18 protein-coding genes are annotated in these 16,533 nt (G+C 49.8%); 4 read left to right on the top strand and 14 right to left on the bottom strand.

The features are described 5' to 3' along the window. Positions 1-9: 9 nt before the first annotated feature. Positions 10-414, top strand: coding sequence for a secondary thiamine-phosphate synthase enzyme YjbQ (locus AR333_RS15015; protein WP_068776189.1), 405 nt, complete (start codon positions 10-12; stop codon positions 412-414). On the opposite strand, the gene AR333_RS15010 is transcribed toward AR333_RS15015, so the two are convergent. From AR333_RS15010 to AR333_RS15000, 3 genes are all read right to left on the bottom strand, one after another. Next, positions 395-1,033, bottom strand: a complete 639-nt coding sequence (locus tag AR333_RS15010; protein ID WP_068776188.1) for a TetR/AcrR family transcriptional regulator — start codon at positions 1,031-1,033, stop codon at positions 395-397. The two genes, AR333_RS15015 and AR333_RS15010, sit on opposite strands and share 20 nt — an antisense overlap. 35 nt (positions 1,034-1,068) lie before the next feature. Beyond that, the gene (locus tag AR333_RS15005) at positions 1,069-1,707 is read right to left on the bottom strand and encodes a YigZ family protein (RefSeq protein ID WP_068776187.1); all 639 of its coding nucleotides are present in this window, start codon (positions 1,705-1,707) and stop codon (positions 1,069-1,071) included. Between the two features lie 213 nt (positions 1,708-1,920). After that, positions 1,921-3,276, bottom strand: coding sequence for a glucose-6-phosphate isomerase (locus AR333_RS15000; protein ID WP_068776186.1), 1,356 nt, complete (start codon positions 3,274-3,276; stop codon positions 1,921-1,923). Between the two features lie 402 nt (positions 3,277-3,678). Here AR333_RS15000 and AR333_RS14995 point away from each other — a divergent pair, with 402 nt between their 5' ends. After that, entirely contained in the window at positions 3,679-4,575 is an 897-nt protein-coding gene (locus AR333_RS14995; protein WP_068776185.1) for an NAD(P)-dependent oxidoreductase, read from the top strand. 309 nt (positions 4,576-4,884) lie between these two features. On the opposite strand, the gene AR333_RS14990 is transcribed toward AR333_RS14995, so the two are convergent. Further along, positions 4,885-5,202: a pyrimidine/purine nucleoside phosphorylase gene (locus AR333_RS14990; RefSeq protein ID WP_068776184.1), complete on the bottom strand. Its 318-nt coding sequence runs from the start codon at positions 5,200-5,202 to the stop codon at positions 4,885-4,887. A 75-nt stretch (positions 5,203-5,277) separates the two neighbouring features. Then, a complete protein-coding gene (gene tkt, locus AR333_RS14985) occupies positions 5,278-7,299 on the bottom strand; it encodes a transketolase (RefSeq protein WP_068776183.1) in 2,022 nt (673 codons plus the stop codon). A 147-nt stretch (positions 7,300-7,446) separates the two neighbouring features. Between tkt and AR333_RS14980 the strand changes: the two genes are divergently transcribed. After that, positions 7,447-7,896, top strand: a complete 450-nt coding sequence (locus tag AR333_RS14980) for a hypothetical protein (RefSeq protein ID WP_068776182.1) — start codon at positions 7,447-7,449, stop codon at positions 7,894-7,896. 205 nt (positions 7,897-8,101) lie between these two features. Here AR333_RS14980 and purU read toward each other — a convergent pair whose 3' ends face one another. Further along, entirely contained in the window at positions 8,102-8,992 is an 891-nt protein-coding gene (gene purU / locus AR333_RS14975) for a formyltetrahydrofolate deformylase (RefSeq protein ID WP_068776181.1), read from the bottom strand. Between the two features lie 64 nt (positions 8,993-9,056). Beyond that, a complete protein-coding gene (locus AR333_RS14970) occupies positions 9,057-10,184 on the bottom strand; it encodes a deoxyribonuclease IV (protein WP_068776180.1) in 1,128 nt (375 codons plus the stop codon). 160 nt (positions 10,185-10,344) lie between these two features. Between AR333_RS14970 and AR333_RS14965 the strand changes: the two genes are divergently transcribed. Further along, on the top strand, positions 10,345-10,779 hold the full coding sequence (locus tag AR333_RS14965) for a DUF2621 domain-containing protein (RefSeq protein WP_068776179.1): 435 nt from the start codon (positions 10,345-10,347) through the stop codon (positions 10,777-10,779). A 337-nt stretch (positions 10,780-11,116) separates the two neighbouring features. On the opposite strand, the gene AR333_RS14960 is transcribed toward AR333_RS14965, so the two are convergent. The 7 genes from AR333_RS14960 to galU form a co-directional block, all read right to left on the bottom strand. Further along, complete coding sequence (locus tag AR333_RS14960; RefSeq protein ID WP_068776178.1) at positions 11,117-11,335, bottom strand: hypothetical protein; 219 nt, start codon at positions 11,333-11,335, stop codon at positions 11,117-11,119. Between the two features lie 247 nt (positions 11,336-11,582). After that, positions 11,583-11,762, bottom strand: coding sequence for a hypothetical protein (locus tag AR333_RS14955; RefSeq protein WP_068776177.1), 180 nt, complete (start codon positions 11,760-11,762; stop codon positions 11,583-11,585). Positions 11,763-11,800: 38 nt separating this feature from the next. Continuing rightward, positions 11,801-12,949: a DegT/DnrJ/EryC1/StrS aminotransferase family protein gene (locus tag AR333_RS14950; protein ID WP_084783713.1), complete on the bottom strand. Its 1,149-nt coding sequence runs from the start codon at positions 12,947-12,949 to the stop codon at positions 11,801-11,803. Positions 12,950-12,951: 2 nt separating this feature from the next. Beyond that, the gene (locus tag AR333_RS14945) at positions 12,952-13,623 is read right to left on the bottom strand and encodes an acetyltransferase (protein ID WP_068776175.1); all 672 of its coding nucleotides are present in this window, start codon (positions 13,621-13,623) and stop codon (positions 12,952-12,954) included. Further along, entirely contained in the window at positions 13,620-14,234 is a 615-nt protein-coding gene (locus AR333_RS14940) for a sugar transferase (protein WP_068776445.1), read from the bottom strand. Before AR333_RS14940 ends, AR333_RS14945 begins: the two co-directional genes overlap by 4 nt. A gap of 56 nt (positions 14,235-14,290) precedes the next feature. Continuing rightward, the gene (locus tag AR333_RS14935; RefSeq protein WP_068776174.1) at positions 14,291-15,628 is read right to left on the bottom strand and encodes a UDP-glucose/GDP-mannose dehydrogenase family protein; all 1,338 of its coding nucleotides are present in this window, start codon (positions 15,626-15,628) and stop codon (positions 14,291-14,293) included. After that, positions 15,625-16,524: a UTP--glucose-1-phosphate uridylyltransferase GalU gene (galU, locus tag AR333_RS14930; protein WP_068776173.1), complete on the bottom strand. Its 900-nt coding sequence runs from the start codon at positions 16,522-16,524 to the stop codon at positions 15,625-15,627. The genes AR333_RS14935 and galU overlap by 4 nt, the downstream gene beginning before the upstream one ends. Positions 16,525-16,533 lie beyond the last annotated feature (9 nt).

Here is a 16,533-nt window from a genome sequence, read left to right as displayed (position 1 = left end):
GGAAATACCATGAACCTGTATACGTTTAATCTGCGGACGCATGAAAAGGATGAAATGGTAGAGATCACTTCAATCATTGCCGATCTGATCAAACAGTATGCCGTGGAGGATGGAATGGCCGTGATCTATTGCCCTCATACCACGGCCGGTATTGCCATTAACGAAAATGCCGATCCCGATGTAAGACATGATGTGCTTATGCGTCTGAGCGATGTCTTTCCCTGGAAACAGCCCGGCGACCGCCATGCTGAGGGTAATACCGCCGCCCATCTGAAAGCTATGCTGGTAGGCAGTTCCCAGACCGTTCTCGTATCCGATGGGGAGCTTCAACTGGGACAATGGCAGGGAATTTACTTCTGCGAATTCGACGGACCGCGCGACCGCACTTATACCGTCAAGCTGTTTCGTGACTGAGCCTGCTCACGGCAGGCAGCTCGGAGAAGTTGCTGGAGAGCAGGTTGGTGCACAGCATCTCAACATGTTCTTCAGCCATTCTCTCCATCTCTTCGAATGTCTGTCCGTAATGAATCGAATAAGAAATAAAGCCGTGCATGGACATAAAAAGATTCCAAGGGATCCGGTAAGCCTGCTCCGCCGAATCCGGCTGGCCCGCCACGATCTGCCGAACTACGGTCGAGAACAAGTCGAAGCACTTGGCCTGCTCAGAGCGGGAATACTGGCGCAGTTCTTCATCGCGGATCATAAACATGATTTCGTAATGATGCGGGTTATCCAGACCGAACTGGATGAACTCCATCATCAGCTTCTGCAGAAGCGGAACACCAAGAACAGCAGATTCGACGATAGTCTGCCGCTGGCGCTGCAGGAGATCGCTGAAATCTTGCATAATCAGTGCATTAAACAGCTCTGCCTTTTCTTTAAAATGATAGTATAATGCGCCATGGCTGTACCCCATTGCTTTAGCGATGCTTCGCATCGTTAAAGCGCGATAGCCGCAAGTTACGAATAACTCTCTGGCCTCCAAAAGAATCCGCTCTCTGCTAAGTTCCTGAGCGACTGCTTTCCTCGCCATAAGAATCCCTCCGCTTCGGTGGTATATGAAATTGTCTACGGCAGTTCTTTATGTTCGATATATGTATGTTCGCCGCGAATAATGACGCCTTGGCCCTGAGTTAAATCGGTAAGCCAATCTGCAAAAGCCTCTGATTCCGAAGAAACCGGAAAACAGCGGAGCAGCACCTTGTCGGTAAACTCAGTTTCACCCATCAGCGTGTTACGGTTACGCAGCTCATTTTCCAACTTACCCAACCACGTATAATCAATCTCGGCCATCACTTCCTGATGGCTCACTTTGTAGACGGGCCCAGCCGCCGTAATACCTGCTACAGCTCCATCTGTGTAAGCACGGATAAGTCCTCCCGCTCCCAGCATTATTCCGCCGAAATAACGGGTCACGACGACCGCAACATTCGTTAGATTCATATTTCTGATGACTTCAAGAATCGGCTTACCCGCCGTTCCGCTCGGCTCTCCGTCATCGGATTGTTTCTGGATCTCGCAGCGCTCGCCGATCATGTAAGCGGAGCAATTGTGTGTCGCCATTGAGTGCTGCTTCTTAACACTTGCAATAAAATCAATCGCTTCCTGCTCGGTTGCCACAGGAATTGCTTGACCGATAAAACGAGAACGCTTGATCGTAATTTCAGCCGATGCGAGCTTCTGTACGGTTCTGTAAGATTCAATCATAATCGTTCTTCCATTCCATTTCTTAGCATGTTCAATTCTGTTTCATTACATTTTACACAAATCAGAATATTAGTACAATAGCTAATTTAGTTATAAAATTTTTTCCAATAAAAAACAGGCCCTCCCGCTGGGGGAAAGGCCTGTCTGTGCTTAAACCGCGGTATAATCCGCATTATTATTGAAGTTTTTCACAAAAATAATTGTAAGTTCTTCCTAATCTTGCAAACGGGCTTCCAGTCTTGCTTTGTCCTCTTCATAACCCGGTTTGCCGAGCAAGGCGAACATATTCTTCTTGTAAGCCTCTACTCCCGGCTGATCGAATGGATTCACGCCCAGCAGGTAGCCGCTAATACCGCAAGCCTTCTCAAAGAAATACACCATGTAGCCGAAAGTATGGGCAGATGTATCCGGCAGAGTCACGATGAGGTTCGGCACGCCTCCATCGGTATGGGCCAGCATGGTACCCTGGAATGCTTTCTTGTTCACGAAATCCATGGTCTGGCCGCTCAGGAAATTAAGTCCGTCCAGATTGTCGGCATCGGTTCCGATCACAATCTCTTCTGCGGACTGGTTAACCAGCAGGAGCGTCTCGAACAGATTACGGTTGCCTTCCTGGATGAACTGGCCCATAGAATGCAGATCTGTTGTGAAGTCAACAGCCGCCGGGAAAATCCCTTTGCCGTCTTTGCCTTCGCTCTCGCCATACAGCTGCTTCCACCACTCGGATACGTAGTGCAGAGAAGGCTCATAGTTGACGAGAATTTCGGTCGTCTTACCTTTGCGGTACAAGGCATTGCGCACCGCTGCATATTGATAGCTCAGGTTCTCGCTCAGGTCAGGATTCGAGAAAGCTTCCCGCGCCTCAGCCGCGCCTTGCATCATGGAATCAATATCGATGCCCGCAACGGCAATCGGCAGGAGCCCTACTGCTGTCAGTACGGAATATCGGCCGCCTACGTCATCGGGAATGACGAAAGATTCATAGCCTTCCCCGCTTGCCAGCTGCTTCAAAGCGCCCTTTTCACGGTCAGTCGTTGCATAAATACGTTTGCGCGCCTCTTCTTTGCCGTATTTTTTCTCCAGCAGTTCGCGGAAAATACGGAAGGCGATAGCCGGTTCGGTTGTCGTACCGGATTTGGAAATAACGTTAACGGAGAAATCTTTGCCTTCCAGAAGTTCCAGAAGGTGCGTTACATATGTAGAACTGATATTTTGACCTACAAAATAAACAGCCGGTGTTTTGCGCTTATCTTTATCAAGCAGATTATAAAAAGAATGGGACAGCATTTCGATAGCCGCGCGTGCACCCAGGTAGGAGCCGCCGATACCGATCACGATCAGAGCTTCCGAATCGGATTGAATTTGCTTTGCCGCTTTCTGGATGCGGGCGAATTCCTCTTGGTCATAATTAACGGGCAGATCGATCCACCCCAGGTAATCACTGCCGGCACCGGTTCCGTTATGAAGCTGGTCATGAGCCGTTCGAATCGGCTCGGCTAGGTAATCAATCTCATGCTGGTTAACGAAGCCCAGCGCTTTGCTGTAATCAAATTGAAGCTTTTGGGTCAACTTGTTCTCCTCCTCGGTTGAACTTTTTATACTAGCATACTTTTCTTCTCCGCTGTCTGCAAGTCTTCCCCTCACAGGCGCTTTTTGCGTGTCGCCCGCAAGTAAACATGCTACAATTAAAGCCATACACGTCTTTGTCCACAAGAAGCTTAAAAAACGGTTCCTCATCTTCGCTGCTTATGTACAAATTACAATGTCGTGAAGGAAACGATACCCGCGGGAAAGTTCTCTCTACTGCCGGCGCTTCTTACTCCCGCTAGTATGACCTTGTTGGCCGTATTTGTCTCACGGCAGCCGCGCCTTCTGCTTCATGCTCGCATTGATTTCTTACTATAAAAGCTTTCCGGACAAGTTGCAAGTGAAATGTTGATGTCCGTCCAACACTTGAAGAGGTGATTACACATGAAACGTATCGGATTTATTGGAATGGGAACCATGGGCAAGCCAATGGCGCTTAATCTGGTCCGCAAAGGGTATCCCGTCACAGTCTATAACCGCAGCACGGACAAGACAGATGAGCTTGTCCTGGCAGGAGCGTCGCGCGCGGCTACTCCTGCCGAGGCCGCTTCGCAGGCCGACGTGCTTTTCACCATGCTGAGCAACGATTCCGCGGTCGAAGACGCGTTCTATGGCGAGAACGGTGTGCTGCGGACTGTCAAAGACGGAGTGACCGTCATCGACAGCAGCACAATCTCGCCTTCGCTCAGCCAGCGGCTTCATGCGGATTTAGGCGCGAGGAATGCATCCTTCCTCGACGCACCCGTGACCGGCAGCAAGCCAGCCGCCGAAGCCGCTACGCTCGTGTTCATGGTCGGCGGCGACCGCGATGTGTTCGATGCCCAGCATGCGCTGCTGAGTGAACTGGGAAGCAAGGTGCTGTACATGGGGCCCTCCGGCTCCGGGTCGTATGCCAAGCTTGCCCACAACACCATCGTCGGCATCAACGCCATCGGACTGATGGAAGGTTTGTCCATCGCGACCAAAGCCGGGCTCGCGCCTGAGCAGTTCCTTCAGATCGTACAAGCCGGCTCTGCCGGCAGCAAGCAGGCTGAGCTGAAAGGCCCTAAGATCATCGAACGCGATTTCAGCAATCAGTTCTCGCTGAAATTGATGCTGAAAGACTTGCTGCTCGCTTCGGAGCTGACCGGAAAGTTTCAGCTCCCGGCCCCTGCTCTTCATGCCGCGACGACCGTCTTCCAGATGGGATTGAGCAAAGGTCTCGGCGAAGAAGACCTCGCCGCCGCTATTCAGTGCTATGAAGAGTGGATGCACGAACGCGTCGAGAAGAAAGACAAGTAGCTTAGTGAGCCAGGCATATATGACCGTTGAACCCTCATTAGCAAAGAGCGCCCCGGGACTGCTGCGAAGTCCGCGAAGGGTAACGGTCGTGCCGGGCGTATAAGCGCTCCAATGTTTCATCGTTCCTGAATGAACGAGAATATCCGTGACCAACGAAAAGCCCTCTCATCACAAGTCTGAGAGGGCTCTTTGTATTCACGGAAATGGGTAAAACGGCAAGAATATCAAGTTTTTTACGCAGCTACGCCCATGTAGACATAGCAATTTGTATGGGTTAAATCTCGTCCAATACGGTAATAACGGTTGTTGTTACTCCGCAATGTAAGAGCAGCAGTAGTCCGTCACCGTACGGATTTCCAGCTTAAATTTGGCGTTGGCCGGCACTGTGAACTCGCCTTGTCCCTGTATTTCGATCCATTCCGAACTGCCCGGCAGAAGAACGCGCAGATCTCCGGCTAGAATCTCCATAATTTCTTTGGAATCCGTGCCGAATTCATACTCACCCGGCAGCATAATTCCGAGTGTTTTTTTGGTTCCGTCCGCGAAAATAACCGCACGGCTCGTAACTTTTCCATCAAAGTATACATTCGCTTGCTTAACTACCGTTACATTATCAAACTTAGACATACTTTCTCCTCCTCATGATCAGCGGATGCACGGAAGGACGGCCTGTAACAGGACCGCCCCCAATGCATACCCTATTTATTTAAGCAGGTCTTTGACGCGGGATGCGACGTTCTCTGCTGTAAATCCGAATTCCTTGATAAGCAGGTCGCCCGGCGCGGAAGCACCGAATGTGGAGATGGCAAGGATGGAACCTTCGTCTCCGACATAGCGTTCCCATCCAAGCGGGTAAGCCATTTCTACGCCAAGGCGCTTCTTGACATTCGGAAGCAGAACGGAATCTTTGTACTCCTGTGACTGCTTCTCGAAAAGCTCCCAGCTAGGCATGCTGACTACGCGAACCTGGATACCTTCTTCAGCCAGCAATTTCTGAGCCGCTACACCGTGCTGAACCTCAGAACCTGTTGCGAGAATCAGGGCGTCCGGTTGACCATTCGGTGCATCGGATACCACATATGCGCCTTTAGTGAACTGCTCGCGTGCGTATTGGGCTGTACCTGCAAGCTGCGGCAAGTTCTGACGGGTCAGGACTAGAGCTACCGGACCTTCCTGATTCTCGACCGCATAGCGCCATGCCTCGGATGTCTCGTTGCCGTCCGCCGGACGGAGAACAGTCATGCCCGGAATCACGCGAAGCGCCGCCAGTTGTTCAACCGGCTCGTGGGTCGGTCCGTCTTCGCCGACGCCTATGCTGTCATGCGTGAAGACATAAACGACCGGCTGCTTCATCAGGGCAGCCAGACGGATCGCCGGACGCAGGTAATCCGAGAATACGAAGAACGTGGCGCCATATACACGGAGACCGCCGTGCAGACTGATGCCGTTCAGAGCGGTTCCCATGCCGAACTCGCGCACGCCGAACCAGATGTTGCGGCCGGCATAGTTCTCGGCATTGAAAATCGCTGCGCCTTTGATTTCCGTATTGTTGGAACTTGCAAGGTCGGCCGAGCCGCCGAAGAAGTAAGGAATATTCTTGGCAATTGCGTTCAGTGCATTACCTGAAGCTGCGCGAGTTGCAATCGCCTTGTCTTCGGGCGTATACACCGGGAGGTCTTTATCCCAGCCTTCCGGCAGCTTGCCGCTCTGGCCAAGTGCAAACTGCTCGGCAAGTTCAGGGTAGGCCTTGCGATAGTCTTCGAAGAGGCTCGTCCATTCTTGCTCGGCTTGAATGCCTCTTTCCTTCACAGCTGCATAATGCTCGCGAACTTCAGCAGGGACGTGGAAATCTTCCTCGAATGACCAGCCGTAGAATTCTTTGGTCAGTTTCACTTCATCCAGTCCAAGCGGTGAACCGTGTGTGCCTCCATGACCGCCGATGCCGCCTTTGTTAGGGCTGCCGTAACCGATTGTCGTTTTCACTTCGATCAGAGTCGGGCGGGTCGTATCCGCTTTGGCTTCTTCAACCGCACGGTTCAGAGCATCGAGATCATTCTGCTCCTCAACGCGGATAACCTGCCAACCATAGGCTTCAAAGCGCTTATGTACGTTCTCTGTGAAGGATACATGCAAATCGCCATCGAGTGAGATATCGTTGGAATCATACATCACGATAAGCTTGCCCAGCTTCAGTGTAGCGGCAAGAGAGACCGCTTCGGAAGCCACGCCTTCCATCATGTCGCCGTCACCGCAGATTGCATAGGTGTAGTGATCAATAACCGGGAAGCTGTCACGGTTATAGAGTCCGCCCAGATGCGCTTCAGCCATCGCCATACCGACTGCCATGCCGATCCCTTGTCCGAGCGGGCCGGTCGTTGCGTCAACACCTGCGGTGTGGCCGAATTCCGGGTGCCCTGGAGTCAGACTTCCCCATTGGCGGAAATTCTTGATCTCTTCCATCGGAAGATCATATCCGGTCAGATGCAGAATAGCGTAGAGCAGCATTGAACCGTGTCCTGCGGACAGAACAAAACGGTCACGGTTGATCCATGACGGGTTCTGCGGGTTATGTTTCATCTGGTGCGCGAACAAAGTATAAGCCATTGGAGCGGCTCCCATAACGATACCGGGATGACCGGAATTAGCTTTCTCAATCGCGTCGATACCGAGCGTACGGATTGTGTGTACAGCAAGTTGCTGAATAGTCGTATTGCTTGCAGGCATGTGTAAATCCTCCTATTAAAAGTCTCGTGGTATACTATTGCTATTCTCTCCATTATAAAGATAAAATTCGAAACCGCAAACAAATTGCACAATCCTCTTGAACAGGCGCTTCCCTAAGAAACCCATCGGCAGAAGGAGCGGTTTTCCATGAAAAAAATCATTCCCCCACACAAAACGGCTCTCTGGTGCCTAATAGTTATCTACGGACTGGTTCCCGGGATTATTCTGGGCCTTATGTTCAAAACGGTCGAATTCTACCGATTAGCCCGCGTGTATACGCTCCTGCTCAATGTCGACTTTATTCCGGGTTTCCACAGGGATTTGCCGGAATGGTTCGAATTCTCCCTGCATCTTGCCGTCTCTCTCGGTTTGGGTGCAGCCTTCGCCGTGCTGCTAAGAAGATACTCCCGACCCTGGCTGCTGGGGCTTCTGCTCGGCCTTGTCCCTGTCCCGCTGTTCGTCCCGCTGACTCTGCTGTCAGCCCGGACACCTGAGATAAGTGACAGGGCGGCGCTCTTCTGGTGGATTGCCGGCCACCTACTCTATGGTCTGCTGCTGGGTTTGCTTGGACGTATCATGAGCCGAAAGCACAAATGAACCCTTGAATAATCGTGGAGGCAGATTCGGCCGGCAGTGACTGCCCACGGATTTAGACACCCAAAGACTCAGGTCAGGTATAACTCACCTGGGTCTTGGTGTCCGTGTGTCCTTAAAACCTGCGGACAGCCAGTCAAACAGGTCCTAAAAAGACAAACACGCCCCATCTTCCGATGAGGGCGTGCTTGTTTGAGCCGAAATATAATTATTTGCTGAAAACGACGGTCTTGTTCTGATGAACGAGAATACGGTCTTCGGTATGCAGGGAAACCGCACGCGCCAGCACCGTACGCTCAATATGACGGCCAATGCGTTTGAGATCATCGACATTATCGCGATGACTCACGCGCTGAACATCCTGCTCGATGATAGGACCGCCATCCAGCTCTTCCGTTACGTAATGAGCCGTCGCTCCAATGAGCTTCACGCCGCGGTTTTGCGCCTGGGCATAAGGTTTGGCGCCCACGAAAGCAGGCAAGAAAGAATGATGGATATTAATAATCCGGTTATGATACCGCTCAATAAAGGACGGAGGTATGATCTGCATGTATCTCGCCAGAATAACGAGGTCCACCTTATCCTTCATCAGCTCCAGGTGACGCTTCTCCACTTCCGCCTTGGTATCCGCGGTTACCGGTATATGATAATACGGAATGCCGAAGGATTCTACGAGCGACTCCATATCCGGGTGATTGCTGATGACCATGGCAATATCCGCATCCAGGTCGCCGGCGCGCCAGTGCCAGAGCAGCTCCAGCAGGCAGTGATCTTCCTTGGATACGAAGATGGCGAGGCGTTTTCTGCGGCTGGCCAGCGACAGGCTCCACTCCATGGAGAATTCAGCCGCGACTTCTGCAAAATCCTGCTGCAGCTTCTCCTGGCGATTCTCCAGGTCCGTTAAATCGAACGCGATGCGGATAAAAAACATCCCGCCTTCCGGGTCCATTGTGTACTGGTCCGATTGCACGATATTAGCGCCATACCCGGACAGAAATTTGGATACCGCCGCGACAATTCCCGGCCGGTCCGGGCAGGAAATCAGCATTCTGCCTCGGTTATGATTACCGGACGCGCCGGATGCTTTTATATCAACCATAATTACGTAAGCTCCTTTATTCCTATGCTTGATTGTTCATCAGACGGGGGGCCTGATTCTGGACTTACAAAGATTTAAGCAATTCTTTACCGGCAAGCCACGCGATCAGGCGGTGATTGATCTGCTCTTCGGTCAGTTCCGGGAAGAGACGCTCTTCGGCGATCATATCGTAGAGGCGTTCCATCGGCTCTCGGCCGTCCGCTTTTTTGGCCTTGGCATCGTCTTTGAGCAAAGCCCATGTGGACAGGACAAACTCCCGCGGGTCCACTTCCTTCTGGTCGAAAAAGAAAGTCAGGCGCTCCAGGTCCTCGCCGAACGATTCGCCGAAACGGCTCAGCACGGTCCCGCTCAGCATCGCGATCTCGATCTCGTACATCGGACGCTGTGTCTTGGCGTCTTTGCCGATCCAAGGCGTCTCGAGAATCAGCGGCAGATGACGCAGCTTCTCGTGATGGACCACGCGGTTCATCGCTTCAAAGCCAATCCAGCCCGCTCCTACCGGAGCGTGCCGGTCTTTGGAAGCGCCGCGGCGGTTCTTGCTGTCGTTAAGGTGAACGACGCCGATGCGCTCAAGTCCTACGGTACGGTCGAATTGATCCAGCACGCCGTCCAGGTCATTGACGATGTCATAGCCTGCGTCATGAATATGGCAGGTATCAAGACATACGGTCAGGCGGCCGTTATTATCGACCTTGTCGATGATCTGCGCGATTTCCTCGAAGCTGCGGCCCATCTCGGTGCCTTTGCCGGCCATCGTCTCAAGCGCAATATGAACCTTCGTGTCCTTGATTCCTTCAAGTACTTCATTCAGTCCCTCTGAAATGCGGGCAAGTCCGTATTCGGCATCTTTATCCGTGAATGCGCCCGGGTGCAGGACGATATTCTTGACGCCCAGATAGTCGGTGCGGCGGATTTCGTCCTGAAGAAATTGAACGGCGAGCTCGTACGTGTTGTCTTTGTAAGAGCCCAGATTAATAATATAAGGGGCATGCACAACGATCTCGCCGATTCCATGCTCCTGCATCAGAGCTTGTCCCTCTTCGACAAACTGGGTCTCAATAGGCTTCCGGCGTGTATTCTGAGGTGCTCCTGTATAAATCATAAACGTGCCGGAGCCGTAAGATACGGCTTCCTGGGCCGCGTTTAGTAATCCTTTGTCGGAAAACGAAACGTGTGAACCGATTTTTATCATAATAAGGCTCCTTGCTTTGTAAATTCTTTTCACCCTATTTTACAGGCAATATCGCAAGAAAGCCAGAAATAAGGTATAATTTCAAGTATCTGTTGAAGCGGCCTAGACAAGTATAAACTTGCTGCCCACGGATATAATCGTGTAGAGGTGAACTTTTTCCATGAACAACAATTCTTTGTTTATGTGGTTTATTAGCATATGGCCCTTCGTGCTGCTCGGTATGATGGCGATCGGCGGATTTTTTATGTTCCGTAAATTCCTCAAAGTTCTTCCCAAAGCAGATGGAAAATCGAAACTCGACTGGCAGAATTATTATGTCGAGAAGTCCCGTCACATGTGGACGGATGAATCCAAGGCTTTTCTCAACAAATTAGTTTCTCCCGTACCCGGACCCTTCCGTGATATTGCCAAGCATTCGATCGCAGCCAAGATCGCTGAGGTGGCTCTTGAGGAGAAGGCAGTCGAGGTTACCCGGGATCACTGCATCAAAGGCTACATCATTGCGACTCCGAAGAGGGATTACCGCAGCCTGATGGTTTTTCTGGAGAAAGAAAAGATCGATTATGCGCCCTACAAACACCTCTTTAACACCTGATGCGCAGACTTATTTCTTCTATATAATAGGGGCGCCCTTACAAGCTGAGATAATTAACACCAGGTTGATTACCCCGCCATGAATAGCGGTGGCTCCCGCGACAAAAAACCGCTCGGCCCTCTTCGGGGCTGGAGCGGTTTTTTGTGCTAAGATGAACGTCTGGGAGCGCTCAATTCTATTAAAGCGACCACAATCCTACCGTTAACAAGGTAACACTCAGCATCAAATAAAGCAGGCTTGCAACCGAGCGCCGCCACGGCGCTGCTTGGTCGCCGTCCAGCGATATGCTATCTCTCCTCTTGTTTAACCAACACGGCACTCGTTACACGGCAGCTACTCAGGCCATTAACGGAAGCGGCGCCGCATAATCCCCCGCACGGCTATTAGGCTGTGAAGTGCCGCCGGCATACGAATTTGAGATCGGAGTCACACAGCTTTTGCAGCTTGCGAGCGGGATGGACACCCGGTAAAAACCGGTTTTAAAAATTTTATCCGCCTGTGTCCGCGAAACGATTGATCCACAGTGAATACAATAGACCAGATCCAAAGATTTCATGCGCGTTCTACACCCTCTTCATTTGATGCTTATTGTCGCAACTTGTTACATTCTGTATTGTAAATTATTATAAGATACAATATGTAACAAATCAAGAGGGAAATCTATGTTTTTTGCATTTTAATTTTTTATAAAATATACATATAGAAAAATGTTACATACATTTCGCTTTAAGGGGAATTTAGATAAAAAAACAAAAAAATCCCCTAAGAACAATAATGTCCTTAGGGGATAGAACCACGCATTGCTATCTGTCGACAGGGTACAAATTGATGCTGCCGGCCACTTTCACATGTTTAATCATTATATTTTTGATATCATCCACGAAAGGCTGAAGAGTCTCTGCTGGTTCATGCGTCTCCTCTACCTTTTGGATAAATTGTTCCAGTTCCCAAATGAGGTACATTCTTTCATTTTCTGAAGTCATACGTTCATTCACCCCGGGTATACCATCCATACAGCCAATTAACGAACGGCATATTTTACAACCGATAAAATGTGATCAATGACGCGATTCTGATCCGACTCAGATAGGCTGGAGCCGGAAGGTATGCAGATTCCCGTATGGAATAAGCGTTCGGACACACTATTTCCTTCAAGGTGAGGGTAGTAAGTACTCTCTTGAAAGAGAGGCTGAAGATGCAGCGGTTTCCAAACCGGCCTCGCTTCAATGCTGTCAGAGGTAAGTTTATTCAAGATCTCGGATGCGCTCACCCCAGTGATGTCCGGATCGACTGTCAAAGTGGTCAGCCAGCGGGTCGATCTTCCGTACTCAGCCTCCGGCATAAAACGGATTCCCTCGATTTCACCCAGCGCTTTGTTATATCTCTCAAAAACTTGTCTGCGGGCATTCACCCTATCCTCCAAAACCTGCAATTGTCCACGGCCCACACCTGCCAGTATATTACTAAGCCTATAATTATATCCTGTTTCACTGTGCTGGTAATGCGGAGCTTGATCCCTGGCCTGGGTCGCCCAAAAACGCGCTTTCTCCAAAGCTTCCACATCATCGGATACGAGCATGCCTCCGCCGGAGGTGGTAATGATTTTGTTTCCGTTAAAAGAGAAGATGCCGAACTTACCCAGCGTTCCGCTTGCTTTACCTTTGTATGTAGCTCCTAACGATTCCGCCGCATCTTCAATAACGGGCACCTGATAGCTGTCGCAAAGTGCGAGAATAGCATCATAATCCGAACTCTGTCCATACAAATTTACAACGACAACGGCTTTAGGCAATTTCCCGTTCTTCTCCGCCTGTAAGAATGCACGTTCCAGTGCCAGAGGGGACATATTCCAGCTATCCGGCTCGGAATCGATAAACACGGGAACGGCGCCCTCATAGAGGATGGGATTGGCACTTGCTACAAAAGTAAGTGACGAACAAAAGACGATATCGCCACGACTGACGCCGACTAATTTAAGAGCAAGATGCAAAGCCGCTGTTCCTGAACTCAAAGCAGCGGCTCCGGCTGTTCCAACATAAGCGGCGATTTCTTGTTCAAAGGCATCCACGTGCGGACCAAGAGGAGCAATCCAGTTCGAAGAAAAGGCTTCACGTACGTATTCTTGTTCCTTTTCTCCGATATGCGGAGGCGATAAATAAACACGACTCATATTCACAGCACCTGCCAGTTCTTATTATGGGATTTGATAACTTGTGCCGGGACACCCACTGCTGTACTCCAAGAAGGAATAGATTTATTGACAACAGCACCTGCACCAATAATGGCGGCATAACCAATATCAATACCGGGCAGAACAACAGCACCTGAACCAATACTGCAAGATTGCCCAAGTGTAGCGCCTCCTGATATTCTGGATCCGGGAAGCAGGGTAACACCTTCCTCCAAAGCAGAATCATGACCTACACTGGAACAATAATTAACAAGCACATGCTCGGCAATGGTAACATTCGTAGTGACTACACATTGAGCACAGATTACAGTTCCTTCACCAATATGTATTCGATCCCCGATCACCGCCGTAGGATGAATTAATGTTGCAAAAGCGCAATACGGATCTATTTCCTTCATCCTTCCGATTATTTTCCGTCTTACCAGGGAGTCTCCCACTGCACATATGAAATAAGCTTGATTGTAAGGCGACTCGGCCAGCTTATTCAAATCTCCCAAGACAGGTAATCCGATCACCTGTGTATCTAGAAGTTCCTCCCGGTCATCCAAAAATCCGAGCAGGTTCCACTCGCTAGCATTTCGGTTGATGTCGCGGACCAACTGGACGGTTTCCCGCCCCTGTCCTCCCGCACCAACGATAATAAGATCCTTCATAACGGAGCGTTACTCCCTTTATCATCCATCCCCATAAACGCAGGCATCGTTACATGACCCGCTTGGCTTATTCCTTCCGACTTGAATACTTTCTTGAACGTTAGCAGCAAAATTCTCATATCAAGCCAGAACGATTGATGGTCCACATACCATACGTCAAGTTCAAACTTCTGCTCCCATGTAATCGCGTTTCTTCCATTCACTTGAGCCCAGCCCGTAATACCGGGTTTCACACTATGTCTTCTTGCCTGTTCAGGTGTATAGCGATTTAAATAATCCATCAGAAGCGGACGGGGACCTACCAGGCTCAGATCTCCTTTTAGAACATTAGCCAGCTGGGGCAGTTCATCCAAACTTAATTTTCTAAGCACCTTGCCAAATGCAGTGAGCCTGATATGATCCGGCAGCAGAACACCGTTCTCATCTTTCTCATTATTCATAGTCCTAAATTTGTATACATAAAAGGGTTCTCCATGCAGTCCGGGTCGCTGCTGCTTAAAAAGGACCGGACTCCCCAGCTTCGTACGGATCAGTAATGCCAATAGAAGAATAAAAGGAAGGAGCAGAAGAAGCCCTGTTATGGATACGATCAAATCAAAACTTCTTTTCACCATGGTTTCACCACTTATTGTTATTGGATTTCCCTTCCGATATAGAAACAGGGATTTTATACAGTAACAGCCGCAGGTACCGCCGTCCTGATCGCTTGCCGTCCAACCGAGTGATACTCAAATTGATGCGCCCGCATGACATCCAGCTCGAAGCAATTGCGGCCATCAATTATGACCGGGCTTCGGAGAAGGCGGTGTACGCGCTCCAGATCCATATTCACTACCTCACTCCATTCCGTTAGAATGACGCAAGCGTCGCAATCCGTTACGCATTCGTAAAGTTCATGAGCATAGCCCACTTCGTCAGGCAAATATTTGCCCGCTTCCCTGATTGCGATAGGGTCATAGGCGCACACGTCTGCGCCCATCTCCAGCATCCTTGGAATCAGGCTGAGTGAAGGAGAGTCCCGCACGTCATCGGTATTGGGCTTGAATGAAAGTCCCAACACAGCTATTTTCTTCCCCTGCAAGCTGCCCAGTGACTGAATCAGTGCATCCATAATTAAGAGCCGCTGATTTTCATTCGTCTCAATCACGGCTTCCAGTAATTTAAAGGAGTACCCGGCTTCCTCCGCAATATGTTTAAGAGCATAAGTGTCTTTGGGAAAACAAGAGCCTCCGTACCCGATGCCAGCCTGCAGAAACTTATTGCCTATCCGGCTGTCCAGGCCCATACCTGCGGCTACTTCTGTTACATCGGCCCCCACTTTGCCGCAAATATTGGCGATCGCATTGATGAAGGAAATTTTCGTAGCCAGAAAAGTATTAGCTGCATATTTAATCATCTCCGCACTCTCAAGGCTGGTCTTAAAAATAGTCGTTTCAAATGGTGCATGAAGCTCTGCAACGGTGTCGGCTGCTTGAGCATTGCTGGCTCCTATTACAGCTCTCTCCATATTCATGCAATCATGAATAGCGGATCCTTCTCTTAGAAATTCGGGATTGGAGACAACGTCGAAAGTCTGCGAGGAGTCAGGCAGATTGTCACGGATTAAGGATTCCAGAAGACGGCCGGTTCCGACCGGGACGGTACTTTTGGTCACGATGATCTTATGTGTATTCATATTGCGGCCTATCATTCTTGCCGCTTCTTTTACATAACTGAGATCCGCTTCGCCGCTGGCTGACATCGGGGTGCCGACTGCTATAAAGATAATAGCCGAGTCCTTAATGACGCCGGCAATATCAGATGAGAAGGAAAGTCTGCCCTCTCCGGCATTCTTCTTCACCAGCTCCTCTAATCCAGGCTCAAAGATTGGAATATTGAATTGCTGCAAGCGGTTTATTTTGGACTCATCAATGTCACAGCAGACAACCCTATGCCCTACTTCCGCGAAACATGTTCCCGAAACTAAACCGACATATCCAGTCCCGATCACACCGATCTTATTCATAACATTCCTCCCTGAACCATAAGCTCTTTCTCAAAAATTCGGTGAAGATAACTGCGGACTTCCTGTCTGAGATCTTCTCTCTGAAGTGCGAAATCTATCGTTGCTTTAATAAAACCGAATTTATCACCGACATCATAACGGACTCCATCGAACTGATAAGCGAGCACCGAATGAATAGCGTTCAGTTTGCGAATGGCATCCGTCAATTGAATTTCTCCGCCCGCACCTTCCTCTTGGGTCTCGAGAATATCGAAAATCTCAGGACATAAGATGTACCGCCCCATGATCGCATAATTGGATGGCGCGCTTCCTACGGCAGGTTTCTCCACTAAGGAGCGTACGGCAATAATATTAGAATGTACCGTCTGCCCGCCCGCATCCACGATTCCGTATTTGTGAACATCCTGGTCAGGCACCCACTGGACTCCGACTACAGAAGACTGGTGTTCTTCATAGACTTCCATCAATTGCCGGGTGCATGGTTTAGCGGATTGAACAATATCATCCCCCAGAAGAACGGCAAAGGGTTCATTGCCGATAAATGTCTTGGCGCAGTATATAGCATGGCCTAATCCCTTAGGCTCTTTTTGTCGGATATAATGAATATTAGCCAAATTAGATATATCCCTGATTCGTTCCAGCTCTTCGAATTTCCCTTTGTTCTCCAATGTTTCTTCCAGCTCGAAAGACTTATCGAAGTGGTCCTCTATCGCTCTTTTCCCTCGTCCGCTAATGATTAGAATATCTTCAATTCCAGATTCAATCGCTTCTTCCACAATATATTGAATTGTCGGCTTATCTACAATAGGGAGCATTTCTTTGGGCTGCGCCTTCGTTGCCGGGAGAAATCTCGTTCCTAAGCCAGCTGCGGGAATAATCGCTTTTTTCACCTTCATACCGGTTCC

Source organism: Paenibacillus sp. FJAT-26967, assembly GCF_001541095.1.
Lineage (GTDB): Bacteria > Bacillota > Bacilli > Paenibacillales > NBRC-103111 > Paenibacillus_F.
The sequence above is the reverse complement of the archived record's forward strand: the minus strand, read 5'-3'. Positions and strand labels throughout refer to the sequence as shown.